General features: G+C 66.1%; 13 protein-coding genes and 1 pseudogene. 11 read left to right on the forward strand and 3 right to left on the reverse strand.

All coding sequences use genetic code 11. The annotated features are described in order from the left end of the window. Position 1 precedes the first annotated feature (1 nt). Complete coding sequence (locus OZN62_RS04480) at positions 2-901, forward strand: alpha/beta fold hydrolase (RefSeq protein ID WP_269101544.1); 900 nt, start codon at positions 2-4, stop codon at positions 899-901. On the opposite strand, the gene OZN62_RS04485 is transcribed toward OZN62_RS04480, so the two are convergent. After that, positions 898-1,947: a DUF2332 domain-containing protein gene (locus OZN62_RS04485; RefSeq protein ID WP_269101545.1), complete on the reverse strand. Its 1,050-nt coding sequence runs from the start codon at positions 1,945-1,947 to the stop codon at positions 898-900. The two genes, OZN62_RS04480 and OZN62_RS04485, sit on opposite strands and share 4 nt — an antisense overlap. Positions 1,948-2,031: 84 nt before the next feature. On the opposite strand from OZN62_RS04485, the gene hisG reads away from it, so the two are divergent. The 8 genes from hisG (at position 2,032) to OZN62_RS04525 (ending at position 10,740) form a co-directional block, all read left to right on the forward strand. After that, positions 2,032-2,712, forward strand: a complete 681-nt coding sequence (gene hisG / locus OZN62_RS04490; RefSeq protein ID WP_269101546.1) for an ATP phosphoribosyltransferase — start codon at positions 2,032-2,034, stop codon at positions 2,710-2,712. After that, the gene (gene hisD, locus OZN62_RS04495; RefSeq protein WP_269101547.1) at positions 2,712-4,007 is read left to right on the forward strand and encodes a histidinol dehydrogenase; all 1,296 of its coding nucleotides are present in this window, start codon (positions 2,712-2,714) and stop codon (positions 4,005-4,007) included. Before hisG ends, hisD begins: the two co-directional genes overlap by 1 nt. Before the next feature lie 11 nt (positions 4,008-4,018). Continuing rightward, the gene (gene nusB / locus OZN62_RS04500; RefSeq protein ID WP_269101548.1) at positions 4,019-4,471 is read left to right on the forward strand and encodes a transcription antitermination factor NusB; all 453 of its coding nucleotides are present in this window, start codon (positions 4,019-4,021) and stop codon (positions 4,469-4,471) included. Then, the gene (gene thiL, locus OZN62_RS04505) at positions 4,468-5,340 is read left to right on the forward strand and encodes a thiamine-phosphate kinase (protein WP_269101549.1); all 873 of its coding nucleotides are present in this window, start codon (positions 4,468-4,470) and stop codon (positions 5,338-5,340) included. Before nusB ends, thiL begins: the two co-directional genes overlap by 4 nt. Positions 5,341-5,480: 140 nt before the next feature. Beyond that, positions 5,481-7,589 carry a sodium-translocating pyrophosphatase gene (locus OZN62_RS04510; RefSeq protein WP_269101550.1) on the forward strand — a complete coding sequence of 703 codons (2,109 nt, stop codon included), beginning with the start codon at positions 5,481-5,483 and terminating at the stop codon, positions 7,587-7,589. Between the two features lie 170 nt (positions 7,590-7,759). Further along, positions 7,760-8,932 carry a GNAT family N-acetyltransferase gene (locus OZN62_RS04515; RefSeq protein ID WP_269101551.1) on the forward strand — a complete coding sequence of 391 codons (1,173 nt, stop codon included), beginning with the start codon at positions 7,760-7,762 and terminating at the stop codon, positions 8,930-8,932. Beyond that, entirely contained in the window at positions 8,929-9,813 is an 885-nt protein-coding gene (locus OZN62_RS04520; RefSeq protein WP_269101552.1) for a cupin-like domain-containing protein, read from the forward strand. The genes OZN62_RS04515 and OZN62_RS04520 overlap by 4 nt, the downstream gene beginning before the upstream one ends. 33 nt (positions 9,814-9,846) lie before the next feature. Next, entirely contained in the window at positions 9,847-10,740 is an 894-nt protein-coding gene (locus OZN62_RS04525) for an acyl-CoA thioesterase (RefSeq protein WP_269101553.1), read from the forward strand. A gap of 16 nt (positions 10,741-10,756) precedes the next feature. Here the strand turns inward: OZN62_RS04525 and OZN62_RS04530 are convergent, their stop codons facing one another. Continuing rightward, positions 10,757-11,560: a universal stress protein gene (locus OZN62_RS04530; protein WP_269101554.1), complete on the reverse strand. Its 804-nt coding sequence runs from the start codon at positions 11,558-11,560 to the stop codon at positions 10,757-10,759. A gap of 69 nt (positions 11,561-11,629) precedes the next feature. Then, positions 11,630-13,576, reverse strand: a complete 1,947-nt coding sequence (gene uvrC, locus OZN62_RS04535; RefSeq protein WP_269101555.1) for an excinuclease ABC subunit UvrC — start codon at positions 13,574-13,576, stop codon at positions 11,630-11,632. 98 nt (positions 13,577-13,674) lie between these two features. Between uvrC and OZN62_RS04540 the strand changes: the two genes are divergently transcribed. Both OZN62_RS04540 and OZN62_RS04545 read left to right on the forward strand, forming a co-directional pair. Next, a complete protein-coding gene (locus tag OZN62_RS04540) occupies positions 13,675-14,949 on the forward strand; it encodes an APC family permease (protein ID WP_269101556.1) in 1,275 nt (424 codons plus the stop codon). After that, positions 14,950-16,130, forward strand: a pseudogene (locus OZN62_RS04545) (NAD(P)/FAD-dependent oxidoreductase). Positions 16,131-16,208 lie beyond the last annotated feature (78 nt).

Here is a 16,208-nt window from a genome sequence, read left to right on the forward strand (position 1 = left end):
GATGAGCGAGCTGACCCGCGTTGCCCTGCCCACCGGCGTCGGACTGGACGTCTGGGACACCGGCCCGCGCGATGCGCCCGCGCTGATCTTCCTGCACGGCTTCCCGGAAAACCATCGCACCTGGCGGCACCAGGTCGAGCACCTATCCGATCGCTTCCGCTGCATCGCGCCGGACCAGCGGGGCTATGGCAATTCCTCCAGGCCCGATGGTGTCGGCAACTACGCCCCGCAGCTGCTGGTGCAGGACATCTTCGGCCTCGCGCAGGCGCTGGAACTGCCCAATTACACGATCCTCGGCCACGACTGGGGCGGAGCCATCGCCTGGCTCGTCGCTGCATTCGGGCAGGCTGGCGGGCAGGTCACCCGCGCCGTCATCGCCAATGCGCCGCACCCCGCGGTGTTCCAGCGCCTGCTGCTGACCGATCCGGCGCAGCGTGCGGCCAGCCAGTACATGCGCGCCTTCCGCGATCCCGCCAACGATCCGCTGATCCGCGAGCACGGCCTTGCCGGCCTGCTGCGCACCGCGCTCAAGTGGGACGACCGTCCGGAATACGATCCGGCGGAGCTGCAATTGCTGCTGTCGCAGTGGAGCGATCCCGACACCGCTTTCGCCATGCTCAACTGGTATCGCGCCAGCACGGTGGAAGTGCCGTCGATGGACGACCCGGTCGGCCTGCCGGAGGGCTTTGCGCCTCCGCCCTTCCCCAAGCTGGAAATCCCGACACTGGTAGTCTGGGGGATGAAGGACCAGGCGCTGCTGCCCGCCAACCTCGAAGGGCTGGAGGAGCAGGTGAGCGACCTGACGATCGAGCGCGTGCCGGAATCCGGTCATTTCGTGACGTGGGAAGCGCCCGAGGCGGTGAACCGTGCGCTCGACGCCTTCCTAGGCAGGACGGCCTAGTCAGCTCCCTGCCATTCCACCCAGGCACCATGCGGGTGCGCCTCGGCCAGCTGCACCCATTCCTCGCCGCCCGGCCAATAGCGGACGGTGAGTTCGTGCCGGAAAGTGGCGCGATTGGTCTCCACGCGGATCCACGCCAGCGGCTTCTCGGCCGAAGCCTTCGCGCCAGCCGCCTCCATCATTGCCGTGATCCGTTCGCGCGTGGCAGGCGGCAGGTATTGCCACATCACCGTGTGGAACAGCACGCGCGTCACGCCTGGCTCCTGCTGCTCCGCCAGCCGCTCCTCCACGAAGTCGCCCGCGTCCATCCGCACCAGGTCGGGCGGCATCTTCTCGGCCATGGCGATGGCGGCATCCATGCGGGCGATCCGGGCGGTGGCTTCGGGCCAGATGTAGGCTTTCAGGCGTAGCGCCTGCGCCGCGTCGGTCAGGTCGATGGGCGCCACGTCGCAGCCTCTGATCCCGACGGTCTCGACAGGGTTCTGCGGCGGCGGGGCGCCGCGCCACTCGGGCTTGATCCGGATGGAGGACAGGCTCGGCCCCGCTGTCGTGCCGCCAAGGTCGTAGAAATAGCGCGCCATCATCGTGTTGACGCCCGCGCTCGCGCCGATCTCGACCAGCTCGAACTTCGGCCCCAGCTTGCCGGACAACCACAGCAGACCCGCCATTACGCTGGCGCTGCGTCCGGCCTCGTTGGTCTGCGGCGGGCCGTCGAGCCACGGCAGCAGCGTGTGGTCGTGCCGCTCGACGATATCGACCACCATGGCGTCGATCGCCGCCTGGTCGGTCATCCGGCCGGCGTAGATATCCGCCAGCCGCTCCTCCTCGCCGGTCAGCAGCAGGTAGTGAAACCCGCCCGCGATGCGCAGCGGCATGGCGTCTTCCAGCGTCAGTCCCTGCCAGTTGGCCATGCGCCGCCCGGTGGCGGTGTCCGTCTCCAGCACCGCCAGCAGTGCTTTCAGCACGCGGGCATTGTTCGGCGAACCGGCCCGCTCCATGTGCTGCGCCTGCCATTCGATGGCTTCGGGCACACTGGCGATTTCCATGACCTTTTTCGAATTAGGGCTTTGGTCCCGCTGATCTGCCATGTGCATTGCCCTTTCGCGCTGTCGGCCCTACATCGCGCGCCCATGACTTCGACTACTGCCGAGAGCCGTTTCGGGCCGCTGATCTTCGCTGTCCCCAAGGGTCGCATCCTCGACGAGGCGCTGCCCGTGATGGCGGACGCCGGCCTCGTGCCGGAAAGCGCCTTTCACGACAAGCTCGATCGCTCGCTGAGTTTCGCGACCGAGGACGGCCAGGCACGCATCCTGCGCGTGCGCGCGTTCGACGTGGCCACCTTCGTTGCCTTCGGTGCAGCGCAGGCGGGCATCGTCGGTTCCGACGTGATCGAGGAATTCGATTATTCGGAGCTCTATGCACCGGTGGACCTGGGCATCGGTGCCTGCCGCCTGTCGGTGGCGGAGCCGCAGCAGCCGGTCGAATACAAGTACGGCAACGCCAGCCACCTGCGCGTCGCCACCAAGTATCCCAACATCACCAGCCGCCATTTCGAGGCGCAGGGCATCCAGGCCGAATGCATCAAGCTGAACGGCGCGATGGAACTGGCCCCCTCGACCGGCCTTGCCGGGCGGATCGTCGACCTCGTCTCCACCGGCGGCACGCTGAAGTCGAACGGCCTCGTCGAGAAGGACGTCATCATGCAGGTCAGCGCCCGCCTGATCGTCAACCGCGCCGCGTGGAAGACCGATCCGCGCGTGGCCGAACTGGTCGAACGTTTCCGCAGCGGAGCAGAGAGGCAGGCCGCCTGATGCGCCGCCTGTCCATCACCGACGAGGATTTCGAGAGCAAGTTCGCCCGGATCGTCAACGACCGGCGCGAGAGCGACGACAATGTCGCCAGCGACGTGCGCGGCATCATCGACCAGGTCCGCCAGAAGGGCGACGATGCGCTGGTCGATTACACCATGCGCTATGACAAGCATGCGCTGACGGCGGACCTCGCCAGCTGGCGGATCGGGGCGGACCAGTGCAAGGTCGCCTACGACATGCTGCTGCCCGACGTGCGCGAGGCACTGGACATGGCGGCAGAGCGCATCCGCGCCTACCATGAAGGCCAGCTGCCCGAGAACCGCGACTACACAGATGCCAAGAACGTCCGCCTCGGCGCGCGGTGGAGCGCGGTGGAAGCGGCCGGCATGTATGTGCCCGGTGGCCGCGCCGCCTATCCCTCCAGCCTGCTGATGAACGCCATTCCGGCCAAAGTGGCGGGCGTCGAGCGGCTGGTCGTCACCACGCCCACGCCGGGCGGCAAGATGAACGACCTGGTGCTGGCCGCGGCCCATGTCGCCGGGGTGGACGAGATGTGGCGCATCGGCGGGGCACAGGCCGTGGCCGCGCTGGCCTTCGGCACGCAGCGCATTCGTCCTGTCGACGTCATCACCGGCCCCGGCAACGCCTATGTCGCCGAAGCCAAGCGCCAGCTTTACGGCGTGGTCGGCATCGACATGGTGGCGGGACCGAGCGAAATCCTCGTCATTGCCGACAACCAGAACGATCCAGACTGGATCGCTGCCGACCTGCTGAGCCAGGCCGAGCATGACCCGTCGAGCCAGTCGATCCTGATTACCGACGATGCCGCCTATGCCGCCGCGGTGGAAGATGCGGTCGACGTGCTGCTTTCGCAGCTCAGCACCGAGCGCACCGCCACCGAGAGCTGGGACAAGCACGGTGTGGTGATCGTGGTGGAAGACCTGCTCCAACAGGCCCCCGCCCTCGCCGATCGCCTGGCCGCCGAACACGTACAGCTGGCGCTCAACAATGCGGAAGAGATGTTCGCCCGGCTCAGGCATGCCGGCAGCGTCTTCCTTGGCCGCTACACGCCCGAAGCCGTCGGCGATTACGTCGCCGGGCCGAACCACGTGCTGCCCACCGGCCGCCGCGCGCGCTTCGCCAGCGGTCTGTCGGTGCTCGACTTCATGAAGCGCACCAGCTTCATTTCGCTGGACGAGGGCGCGCTGGATGCTATCGGGCCTGCCGCCGCCGCGCTGGCCGAGATCGAGGGCCTGCCCGCCCACGCCCGCAGCGTTACCGTGCGGCTCAAGTAAGGACACCGCCAATGAGCCAGAACCAGCGCTCCCGCGCCCGCAGCGCCGCCCGCCTCGCCGCCGTGCAGGCGCTTTACCAGCGCCACATGGAGAATACCCCGACCGCGAAGTTGCTCGACGAATTCCACCAGCACCGGCTGGGCGCGGAAATCGAGGACGACCAGTATGAAGAGGCCGAGGTCGACTTCTTCGACGACATCGTCGCCGGCGTCGTCGCGCGCGGGGAAGAAATCGACGACACGCTGGTGAGCAAGCTGGCCGAGGGCTGGACGCTCGCTCGCCTCGACAAGACCATGCTGCAGATCCTGCGCTGTGGTGCCTACGAACTGCTCGGCCGTGCCGACGTGCCGACCGCCACGGCGATCAGCGAATATGTCGATGTCGCCCACGCCTTCTTCGACGAGCGCGAGGCGAAATTCGTCAACGGCATCCTCGACGCAGTGGCCAGGGACGCGCGCGGGTGAGGGGCGAGGCCGAATTCATTTCGGCCCTGCGGCAGCTGCCGCTGCACCCCGGCGCCCGCAACCTGGAAGACGATACCGCAGTCCTGGAGATCGGCGGCGAAACGCTGGTCATCACCCATGACGTGATGGTGGAAGGCGTCCACTTCCGGCCCGACCAGGACCTGTTCGACGTCGGCTGGAAGATCGTCGCCGTCAACATCAGCGACCTTGCCGCCAAGGGGGCCAAGCCGATCGGCCTGCTGCTCGGCTACACGCTTGGCCGGGACGACCAACGCTTCGTTGCCGGCATGCACGCGGCGATGGAGGCATTCGACGTGGCCCTGCTGGGCGGCGATACGGTTTCCTCGCCCTCTGCCCGCAGCTTCGGGATCACCGCTATCGGCCGGGCCGTCCACGTGCCGGTCCCTTCGCGCTCGGGCGCAGGCATTGGCGACAGGCTGTGGGTCACCGGCACGCTGGGCGCGGCGATGGTCGGCCACGACGCCATGCCGGACGGCGATGCGGAGACGACGCTCCCCTATCGCCAGCCGCGCGCACTGGTCGCCGAGGGACAGCAACTCGCCCCGCAAGTGACTGCAATGATGGATATTTCGGACGGATTGCTGCTGGACAGCTTCCGCATGGCCGAAGCGAGCCAGGTCTCCATCGCCGTCGACAGCAAGGCGGTTCCAGTCGCCGATCCGGGCCGGCGCATGGAGTGCCTGACCTGGGGTGACGACTACCAGTTGCTGTTCACCCTGCCCGATGGCGTCGCTCCCGCCGTGACCGCCACCTGCATCGGCAAGGTCGAGCCGCGCGGCTTCGCGCCCTTGTTCGTCGATGGCGAGCCGGTGACCAATGCCAAAGGGCTGGGATACCTCCACGACTAACCGCCAACCCGTCCCTTGCGGGGATAAGGCGGCATCCTCCCTTTTTCGGCCTTGTGCAAAGGCACCAGTTTGCTAGCCATGTCCCACCTTCGGACCCGGCAAACCGGGCCGTTTTCATTTATGGAGGGGACAAACAGGTCATGGACCTAGTCATTTACGCTATCATCGCTGGTGCGCTGGCCGTCGTGTACGGCTTCGTCACCAGCCGCCAGGTGCTGGGTGCCAGCGCCGGCAACGAGAAAATGCAGGAAATTGCAGGCGCGATCCAGGAAGGCGCGCAGGCTTACCTGAACCGCCAGTACACCACCATCGGCATGGTCGGGGTGGTCGTCGCCGTGCTGGTCGCGGTGTTCCTCAACATCATCCCGGCTGTCGGCTTCGTAGTCGGCGCGATCCTGTCGGGTGTCGCCGGCTACATCGGCATGAACATCTCGGTACGTTCCAACGTGCGTACCGCGGCGGCTGCCGAAAAGGGCCTGCAGGAAGGCCTGACCATCGCGTTCCGCGCCGGTGCCATTACCGGCCTGCTGGTCGCCGGCCTCGCGCTGCTGGCCATCGCCGTGTTCTTCTACGTGCTGATCGGCCCGATGGGGCACGAAGCAAACAGCCGTGAAGTGGTCGACGCACTGGTCGCCCTCGCCTTCGGCGCCTCGCTGATCTCGATCTTCGCCCGTCTGGGCGGCGGCATCTTCACCAAGGCCGCCGACGTCGGCGCCGACCTCGTCGGCAAGGTGGAAGCGGGCATCCCGGAAGATGACCCTCGTAACCCCGCCGTGATCGCCGACAACGTGGGTGACAACGTGGGTGACTGTGCCGGCATGGCTGCCGACCTGTTCGAAACCTATGTCGTTACCGTCGGCGCCACCATGGTACTCACCGCCCTGCTGCTCTCGGGCCTGGGCGAGCTGCTGCTGCCGATGATGGCCCTGCCGCTGCTGATCGGCGGTGCCTGCATCGTCACCAGCATCATCGGCACCTACTTCGTCCGCCTGGGTGGCGGCACGAACGTGATGGGCGCGATGTACAAGGGCTTCATCGTCACCGCCGTGCTGGCCGTGCCGCTGATCTACCTCGTCACGCAGTATGCGCTCGGCGACATGTCCACCGTGATCGGCGGTGCCGATAGCGAAAGCTCGGTCGCTCCGTTCACCGGCATGGACCTGTTCTGGTGCTCGTTGCTGGGCCTGGTCATCACCGGCCTGATCATCTGGATCACCGAGTACTACACCGGCACCAACTTCCGTCCGGTGAAGTCGATCGCCAAGGCTTCGGAAACGGGCCACGGCACCAACGTGATCCAGGGCCTCGCGATCTCGCTGGAAGCGACCGCGCTGCCCACGCTGGTGATCGTTTCCGGTATCGTTATTGCCTACCAACTGGCCGGCCTGATCGGCATCGCCTACGCAGCCACCGCCATGCTGGCGCTGGCAGGCATGGTCGTGGCTCTCGACGCCTACGGTCCCGTCACCGACAATGCCGGCGGCATCGCCGAAATGGCGGGCCTCGACGATTCCGTGCGCGAGAAGACCGACCTGCTCGACGCTGTCGGCAACACCACCAAGGCCGTGACCAAGGGCTATGCCATCGGTTCGGCCGGCCTCGCCGCCCTGGTGCTGTTCGCCGCCTACACCACCGACCTTGCCGAGTTCTTCCCCGATGTGGACGTCGATTTCTCACTCGAGAATCCCTACGTCATCGTCGGCCTGCTGCTCGGCGCGCTGCTGCCCTACCTCTTCGGAGCCATGGGCATGACCGCGGTGGGCCGCGCTGCCGGCGACGTGGTGAAGGACGTGCGTGAGCAGTTCGCCGCCGACAAGGGCATCATGGAAGGCACCAGCCGTCCCAACTATGCCCGCACGGTGGACCTCGTCACCAAGGCCGCGATCAAGGAAATGATCATTCCGTCGCTGCTGCCGGTGCTGGCTCCGGTCGTCGTCTACTTCGTGATCACCGCCGTTGCCGGTGAAGCCAATGGCTTTGCCGCGCTGGGTGCCCTGCTGCTGGGCGTGATCGTGGGCGGCCTGTTCGTGGCCCTGTCCATGACCGCCGGTGGTGGTGCCTGGGACAACGCCAAGAAGTACATCGAGGACGGTAACCACGGCGGCAAGGGTTCCGAAGCCCACAAGGCTGCGGTGACCGGCGACACCGTTGGTGACCCCTACAAGGACACCGCCGGTCCGGCCGTGAACCCGATGATCAAGATCACCAATATCGTGGCCCTGCTGCTGCTGGCGGCGCTCGCCACCTAGTCGCAGAACCCGCGATTGCGGTTAACAAAATGCCCTGCCCGGCACCCGCCGGGCAGGGCTTTCTTTACCTTTCGGGTTAAACTTTCCTTGTCCGCGGATATCCTAGAACAGGCGCATCCCCAGTGTGGGGTCTGGCGATGCGAGGTTAACCTTTTTCATTGGCTCATGATGTGCCCCTTCCCCGACTTGGCGCCTTCGACCATGACGGCTTCGCGCAAGTCCGCGAGGTGGCATCGACTGACGCCCGGATAACCGCGCGGCGGTGGCGCGATTTCGAACAGCGCGGACGGATTACCGCCTGGGATGCCCTTGCGGCCTGCGCTGCCGAACCCAATCCCTTCTACGAAAGCTGGTACCTGCTGCCTGCGCTGCGCGCCCTGGCGAGCGACGAAGACGTGCAGATGCTGATGCTGGAAACCAATGGCCAGATCGCCGGCCTGCTGCCGGTTAGGCGCGAGCGCGACTATTACGGGTATCCCCTGCCGCACCTGCGCAACTGGGTGCATCCCAACTGCTTCCTCGGCCTGCCGCTGGTGGCGCGCGGGTTCGAGCGACAGTTCTGGCGGGCGCTTTTCAAATACTGCGATGCCAATCCCGGCACCTCGCTGTTCCTGCACCTGATGCAGGTGCCCGCCAACGGCCCGCTGCATGAAGCGCTGGTGCAGGTGCTGGCACAGGACAAGCGACCGGCAGCAACGGTGCACCGGGAAGAGCGGGCTATGCTGGCCTCCACCGCCAGTCCCGAAGAATATCTCGAAGGGTCGCTCAGCGCGAAGAAGCGCAAGGAACTGCGTCGCCAGCATCGCCGTCTCTCCGACGAGGGAAAACTCACGTTCGAGCGGCTGACGGACTACACCGACATCGCTGTCTGGACGCGCGAATTCCTGTCGCTGGAAGCCCGCGGATGGAAGGGCAATGCAGGCTCGGCCATGGACAGCGACGGGGCGACCAGCAGCCTGTTCACCTATGCCATCGCCGGTGCCGCGGCACGCGGAAGGCTTGAGCGGCTCTCGCTGCGACTCGACGGCAAACCCATCGCGATGCTGGCCAATTTTCTCACCCCGCCGGGTGCCTATGCCTACAAGACCGCCTTCGACGAAGCCTATTCCCGCTTCTCGCCTGGCGTGCTGTTGCAGCGGGAAAACCTGGCCATGCTCGACCGCGCAGATATCGAGTGGATCGACAGTTGTGCTGCCGAAGACCACCCGATGATCGACCATATCTGGCGCGAACGCCGTACCATCGCCCGCCATTCCTTCGGAATTGGCGGCTCCCTGCGCAGGATGCTGTTCCGCGCGATCGCCCGGCGTGAAACCGGGCAGCCTGGAGGAGGCATCCTATGAGCCACCATGTCGGACAACTACACGGGCGCTCGGTTGGCGCGCGGCAGATCTTCCCGGCCCGCAGTCGCGCCTACTTCGCCTCGTCCTATCCCGAAGGCGCGCACAAGCTGGAGCACGACCTTATCGCGCACCCCCTGCTGGAGCTCGATGCGCTGGCCGAACTCGGCGAGCAGCTGCCGGACTCCAGCATCGAGTACAACCGGGGCGACCTGCCTATCGGCGTCGACGGGAAGCCCGAAGGCACCGGGCTGACGATCGGTGAGACCATCCGCAACATCGACCAGGCCAACAGCTGGGCCGTGCTGAAGAATATCGAACAGTCCCCGGCCTATGCCGCCCTGCTGGGCGAATTGCTGGAGGAGATGCGCGAAGTGATCGAACCGCGCACCGGCAAGGTGCTATCACCGCAAGGCTTCATTTTCGTCTCCAGCCCGGATGCGGTCACGCCGTTTCACTTCGATCCGGAACACAACATCCTGCTGCAGTTGCGCGGCACGAAGTCGATGACGCTATTTCCCGCCGGCTGCCAGCACTTCGCCTCGGACCTGGTGCATGAAAGCTATCACACGGGCGGCGGGCGCGAGCTCAAATGGGACGAGTCCTTCGCCGAGCACGGGATTACCTTCCAGTTGGAACCGGGCGATGCGATCTATGTGCCGGTGATGGCCCCGCACTATGTGCGCAACGGCCCCCAGCCATCCATCTCGCTGTCGATCACCTGGCGTTCCGAATGGAGTTACGCCGAGGCCGACGCGCGCGCATTCAACGCGCTGCTGCGCAAGTTCGGCATCAATCCGCGCCCGCCGAAACGGTGGCCCGCAGGCAACAAGGCGAAGGCCATCGCCATGCGGATTGCCCGGCGCATCCCCGGCCTGGGTTGACGCGCCCGCGGCAGGCGCGCAATGCCGCTGGCGATGGATTCCGTTTCCGAACAGTCGCAAACGCCCGAGCAACTGGTCGCAGACCTGGTGTTCCTGCTCGACCTGGAACCCAAGGGCGGTGATCGCTTCATCGGGCGCCGCCGCCCTGACGGCACGGGCCGCGTCTTCGGCGGACAGGCAATTGCGCAAGCGCTTGGCGCGGCGCGGCGCACGGTCGATGCCGACCGCGAGGCGCACTCGCTCCATGCCTATTTCCTGCGTCCCGGCAGCGACGACCTGCCGATCGAATACCGCGTAAAACGCGACCTCGACGGCCGCAGCTTCTCCAACCGCAGAGTGGTGGCGAGCCAGGAGGGCAAGCCCATCCTCAACCTCACGGCCTCGTTCCAGCGTCCGGTCGACGGCCCCGGGCACCAGTTTGGCGAAATGCCCGATGTGCCCGGACCGGAGGACCTGCCGCCGGATGCGGATATTCGCCAGGAAGTGGCCAGGCACGTGCCGGAGGGCAAGATCCGGCAATTGCTTTTGCGCCCCTCCCCGATCGATTTCCGCTCGGTCGAGCCGCGCGACTGGCTGGCGCCGGAAAAGCGCGCCCCGAAGGCACACGTGTGGTTCCGCACGGTCGCCCCGCTGCCAGCCGAGGATGCCGTGCACCGCGCGGTGCTGGCCTACACCTCGGACTTCCAGATCCTGGCGACAGCGCTGCACCCGCACGGCAAGGGCATCCATACCGGCGAGGTGAAGGGCGCCAGCCTCGATCACGCCGTGTGGTTCCACGCCCCTTTCTCCGCCGACGACTGGCTGCTGTTCGTCACCGACAGCCCCTGGAGCGGCGGCGCGCGCGGATTCGCTCGGGGACAGGTGTTCAGGCGCGACGGGACGCTGGTTGCCAGCGTCACCCAGGAAGGGATGCTACGGCACGTCTGAGGTGCCGTTGCCCACGCTAGTGCGCCATCAGGACCGGCACCGGCAGGTCGTTCAGGATTGAGCGCGTCACCCCGCCGAACAGCGTCTCGAAGAAGCGCGGCTGGCCATAGGCCCCCATCACCATGAACGCGGCTTCGCGCGCCATGGCGGCCTTACGCAGGGTTTCCGGCACGGGCTCGTCCCCGCGCGGCAGGGTCACCGCTTCGCAATCCACCCCATGGCGACCGAGATAGGTGATGGCGGAGGTCATTGGCAGTTCGTGGTTGTCGATGTCGTCCTCGCTGCCGACGGCCACCAGGTGGACCTTCGCCGCAGCGGTCAGCAGCGGCAGGGACGCCCGCATGGCACGTGCGGCCTCGGTCGACCCGTTCCAGCAGATCACCGCCGCACCGCCGGCATCGAAGGATTGCATATCCTGCGGCACGACGAACAGCGGTGCCTTGCAGTGGATTGCCAGCAGCCCGATCAGCGGCGTGTTCACGCCCTCGGTGCCACCGCCCATGACAGCCAGGTCGTTCAGCGAGGCATGCCGCGTCATGGTGGCACCGTCATAGCCGGATTCGACCTGCCAGTCCCAGCGCACGTCCTCCTTGCCCAGCCGCGCGGTTACCTGCTCGCGGAATTCCTCTGCCCGCTGCTTGGTGAGCGCCGACAACTCCCCACCGCCGATGGTGAAGGGATCGGTCGGGATCACCACGTCGAAGGCAATGGTCTGCAGGAAGGTCAGGTGGGCATCAAAGCGACGGGCAAGGTCTAAGCTGACCTGCAGGCGGGATTCGAAAGTCCCGTCATTACTGGCATGGACGAGTAGCGAGCGCATATGATCCTCCTGATTATGGAGTGATAATGCACGCCAGTCTGCTCCCGCGCATTGAGGCAGGTCAACCGCCTAACCGCCGGCGTGGTAGAAATCGTAGACCTTCTGCGCCACGCTTTCGCTCACGCCGGGCACGCGCTTGAGGTCGTCCAGGGCAGCGGCGCGCACCTTGCTGGCGGTGCCGAAGTGCAGCAGCAGCGCGCGCTTGCGGGCCGGCCCGATGCCGGGGATTTCGTCGAGCGGCGAGGCGCTGATGGCGCGGCTGCGCTTGGCCCGGTGGGCGCCGATGACATACCGGTGCGCCTCGTCACGCAGGCGCTGCAGGTAGAACAGCACGGGCGACTTTGTCGGCAGCATCTTTTCCCGCCCGTCGGGAAAATGGAACACCTCGCGCCCTTCGCGCCCGTGGTGTGGCCCCTTGGCGATGGCGATCAGCGGCACGTCCTCGATGCCCAGCTCCTCCAGCGTGTCGCGCACGCTGGACATCTGGCCCTTGCCGCCGTCGATCAGCACCAGGTCCGGCCAGACACCGGCCTGCTCGCGGTCCGGGTCTTCCTTCATCGCCCGGCTGAAGCGGCGCTCCATCACTTCGCGCATCATGCCGAAATCGTCGTTCGACTGCGCGCTCCTGATGTTGAACTTGCGATACTGGTTCTTGATGAAGCCGTCCGGCCCCGCGACCACCATCGCCCCCACGGCCTTCGCGCCCTGGATATGGCTGTTGTCGTAGATCTCGATGCGCTGCGGCACGTCCGCCAGCTCGAGGAACTCGGCCAGCTCGCGCATGATCTTCGCCTGCGTGCCGGTTTCCGCCAGCCGCCGGTCGAGCGCCTCCACCGCATTGCGGCTGGCCTGCTGCATCAGCTTGCGCCGCTCGCCCCGTTGCGGAATGGAAATCGCAACCTTGCGCTCCGCCAAGGCGCTGAAGGCTTCCTCCAGCAGTTCCTGTTCGGGCAGCTCGCGGTCGACGAGGATGGTGCGCGGCGGCGGCACTTCCTCGTAGAATTGCAGCAGCACGTCGGCCAGCACGTCCGCCTCTTCCACGTCGCCGGTGTTCTTCGGGAAGAAGGCCTTGTGGCCCCAGTTCTGCCCGCCGCGCACGAAGAAGCCCTGGATGCCGATCTGCCCGCCCTTGCTGGCCAGTGCGAAGACGTCGGCATCGCCCACGCCATCGGCATTTACGGCCTGACTGCCCTGGATGAAGGTGGCAGCGCGCAAGCGGTCACGCAGCAGGGCCGCGGTCTCGAAGTCGAGGTTCTCGGCCGCCTCCTGCATCTGCTTCTCGATCCGCGCCTGCACCGCGCCGGACTTACCGCCGAGAAAGTCCTTCGCCTCGCGCAGCAGCGCGTCATAGCCCTCCTTGTCGATCCGCCCGACGCATGGGGCCGAGCACCGCTTGATCTGGTACAGCAGGCAGGGCCGGTCGCGCCGCTCGAAAAAGCTGTCGGTACAGGACCTTAGGAGGAAGAGTTTCTGCAGCGCATTAATCGTGGTGTTGACCGATCCGGCACTGGCGAAGGGGCCGTAATAGCTGCCCTTGGCCTTGCGCGCACCGCGATGTTTCATGATGCGGGGGAAGTCGTGCCCCTCGCGCAGCAGGATGAAAGGAAAGCTCTTATCATCGCGCAGCAAGACATTGTAAGGTGGGCGAAATCGCTTGATGAACTGCGCTTCCAGCAGCAGCGCCTCGGCCTCGGAATTGGTGGTGACGATTTCCATGCCGCGGCACTGGCTGACCATGCGCTGCAGGCGGTTGGATAGCGCCTTCACCTGCGTGTAATTGGCCACCCGCGCCTTCAGGCTGCGCGCCTTGCCGACGTAGAGCACGTCGCCCCGCGCATCGAGCATTCGATAGACACCCGGCTTGGGCTTCAGCGTCTTCACCACTTCGCGAATAGCCGTCACCCCGGCCTCCAGGTCCGGCTGGGCGCTGCCTTTCACCGTATAGGTCGCGCGCTCCTCGTTGAAGCGCTCGGCACCTCTGGGGTCTGGCGGGGATCCGGCTTCGCTGCGGCTCATGCCAGCGGAGATAGGTTGTGACAGCGCGCTTGGCAAAGCTTGCGCAATCCAGTCCCACAGGGCAGCGTGCGTCTTTCGCACGAAGACGGGGACGGGCAATGGCAACAGCGGAGAAACTGCCGCGCACGGTGGGGTTCTGGGGCACCGCCCTGTTCCCGGTGAACGGCATGATCGGTTCGGGCATTTTCGCCATGCCGGCCATCCTTGTCGCGGCGGTCGGCAACTTCGCCCCGTGGATGATGTTGCTGGGCGCGCTGATCATCCTGCCGCTGGCATGGGTATTCGCTGCCCTAGCCATGCGTTTTGACGGGCATGGCGGCCCGGTGCTCTATGCCAATGCGGCCTTCGGCAAGTTCACCGGCTTCCAGTCGGGCTGGATGCGCTATGCTTCCGCCGTGGTGGCCGTGGCGGCCAATACCCATGTCGCGATTGCCTATCTCGCAGTGCTGTTCCCGGTGCTGGAGGACCCCACACTGCGCTCTGCCGCGACCATCGCCTTCATCGCCTTCGTCACATTGGTGAACCTCGTGGGCATGCGCGCCTCGGTCGGGGCGCTTGGCTTCATGACAGTCATCAAGCTCGCCCCACTGGTGGTCCTGGTGGTGTGGGGACTGGCAACGCGCGATCCGGCGGTCGGCTTCAGCCTGCCCGAATTCACCGCCTTCGAAAGCGTCGTGCTGCTGACCTTCTACGCCTACATGGCTTTCGAAAATGCCAACTTCCCCGCCGGCGAATTGCAGAACCCGCGCCGCACCATTCCCTTGGCGCTGATGACCACGCTGGTGGCGGTCGCGCTGTTCTACATGCTGGTTATCTGGGCCTATCTCGCCATCGCGCCCGATGCTGGCGACGGAGAAAGTGCGCTGGCCGCTGCAGCCGGAGAGATTGCCGGGCAAACCGGCATTATTGCCATTTCGATAGCTGCGGCCTTCTCGGTGGCGGCGAACACGCTGAACGGCGGCATTGTTATCCCGCGCATGACCTATGGCATGGCCGAGCAAGGCACCTTGCCCGCCTTCTTCGCGCACGTCTCGCCGCGCTTCCGTACGCCGGACGTGTCGATCCTGTTCTATGGCGGGGTCGCCATCCTGTTCAGCCTGTGGGGCGGGTTCGCCGCGCTGGCGGTAGCCAGCACGCTGTCACGACTGGTGACCTATTTCCTCTCGGCCATGGCGCTGCCCGTGCTGGAGCGGCGCGACCGGGAGAATGCGCCCTGGTGGCACCTGCCGGTTGCAGGCCTCGCCATCACGGCGACGCTTTGGGTGGCCAGCCATGCCAGCATGGAGGCATTCCAGATGCTCGGCATCATCTTCGTGGTGGGCACAGGCCTGTTCTTCGTCGCCGCTCGCCAGCAGAACGCTGCCGAGGCCTGATTGACTGACCAGTTCGACGCCATTGTCCTTGGCGGGGGAGCCGCCGGCCTGTTCTGCGCCGCCCTTGCCGGGCAGCGCAGCCGAGATGTGCTCGTGCTCGAACGCGCCGAGAAGGTCGGCAAGAAAATCCTGATTTCGGGCGGCGGGCGCTGCAATTTCACCAATATCGGCGCGGGGCCTGCCAACTATCTCAGCGCCAACCGGCATTTCGCCAAGTCGGCGCTCAGCCGGTATCGGCCGCAGGATTTCATCGAGCTGGTCGAGAAACACGGCATCGCCTGGCACGAGAAGACGCTGGGCCAGCTGTTCTGCGACGGTTCGGCGCGCCAGATCGTCGACATGCTGCTGGACGAATGCGCGGCCGGTCCCGGCAAGGTGACGATTCGCTGCAACGAGGAAATCGCGGGCGTCGACCATGCTGACGGCGTGTTCACCGTCACCACCCAGTACGGCAGCTTCTCCGCGCCTTCACTGGTGATCGCAACCGGGGGCCCTCGATCCCCAAGATGGGCGCGAGCGATTTCGCCTATGGCCTTGCCCGCCAGTTCGGCCTGAAGGTGATCGAACCGCGCCCTGCCCTCGTCCCGCTGACGCTTGGCGGAGAGGAAGTGCTGTTTCGCGAACTGTCAGGCGTTGCCGCCGAAGTCGAGGCAACGGCAAACAAGGCGAAATTCCGCGAAGCTGCGCTGTTCACCCACCGTGGCCTGTCCGGCCCCGCCATCCTGCAGGTCTCCAGTTACTGGCGCCCCGGCGATCCGGTATCGATCCGCTTCCTGCCGGAGCAGCCGCAAGGCTGGCTGCTGGAAGCCAAGCGGCAGTCCCCGTCACAACATTTCCGCGCGCTGTTGCGCACGCATCTGCCAGACCGGCTGGCCGATGTGCTGGCAGACCAGCTCGGCATCGAGGGTGACCTCGGCAACGTCCCCGACAAGGCGCTGCGATCCGCTGAGGAACGCCTCGCCAACTGGCAGTTCCACCCCAACGGCACCGAGGGCTTTGCCAAGGCCGAAGTGACCGTGGGCGGGATCGATACCCGGGAACTGTCATCGCAAACGATGGAAGCCCACAAGGTGCCCGGCCTCTACGCCATCGGCGAGGCCGTGGACGTTACCGGCTGGCTGGGCGGCTACAACTTCCAGTGGGCATGGGCCTCCGCCCACGCGGCGGCGCAGGCGCTCTGACCGGTCCGCAGGACCACAAGTGCGAACGCCCGCCCGCAGGTGCTGCAAAGCGTAGCGGAGCGAAAAGTACCGAGGACG

Origin of the sequence: Aurantiacibacter sp. MUD11 (assembly GCF_026967575.1) — a bacterium.
Classification (GTDB): domain Bacteria; phylum Pseudomonadota; class Alphaproteobacteria; order Sphingomonadales; family Sphingomonadaceae; genus Alteraurantiacibacter.

Bases quoted from the DNA above. Each gene is read 5' to 3' on its own strand.
- OZN62_RS04480 (WP_269101544.1), top strand. From the start codon at position 2: ATGAGCGAGCTGACCCGCGTTGCCCTGCCCACCGGCGTCGGACTGGAC.
- OZN62_RS04485 (WP_269101545.1), bottom strand. From the start codon at position 1,947: ATGGAAATCGCCAGTGTGCCCGAAGCCATCGAATGGCAGGCGCAGCAC.
- hisG (WP_269101546.1), top strand. From the start codon at position 2,032: ATGACTTCGACTACTGCCGAGAGCCGTTTCGGGCCGCTGATCTTCGCT.
- hisD (WP_269101547.1), top strand. From the start codon at position 2,712: ATGCGCCGCCTGTCCATCACCGACGAGGATTTCGAGAGCAAGTTCGCC.
- nusB (WP_269101548.1), top strand. From the start codon at position 4,019: ATGAGCCAGAACCAGCGCTCCCGCGCCCGCAGCGCCGCCCGCCTCGCC.
- OZN62_RS04510 (WP_269101550.1), top strand. From the start codon at position 5,481: ATGGACCTAGTCATTTACGCTATCATCGCTGGTGCGCTGGCCGTCGTG.
- OZN62_RS04520 (WP_269101552.1), top strand. From the start codon at position 8,929: ATGAGCCACCATGTCGGACAACTACACGGGCGCTCGGTTGGCGCGCGG.
- OZN62_RS04525 (WP_269101553.1), top strand. From the start codon at position 9,847: ATGGATTCCGTTTCCGAACAGTCGCAAACGCCCGAGCAACTGGTCGCA.
- OZN62_RS04530 (WP_269101554.1), bottom strand. From the start codon at position 11,560: ATGCGCTCGCTACTCGTCCATGCCAGTAATGACGGGACTTTCGAATCC.
- uvrC (WP_269101555.1), bottom strand. From the start codon at position 13,576: ATGAGCCGCAGCGAAGCCGGATCCCCGCCAGACCCCAGAGGTGCCGAG.
- OZN62_RS04540 (WP_269101556.1), top strand. From the start codon at position 13,675: ATGGCAACAGCGGAGAAACTGCCGCGCACGGTGGGGTTCTGGGGCACC.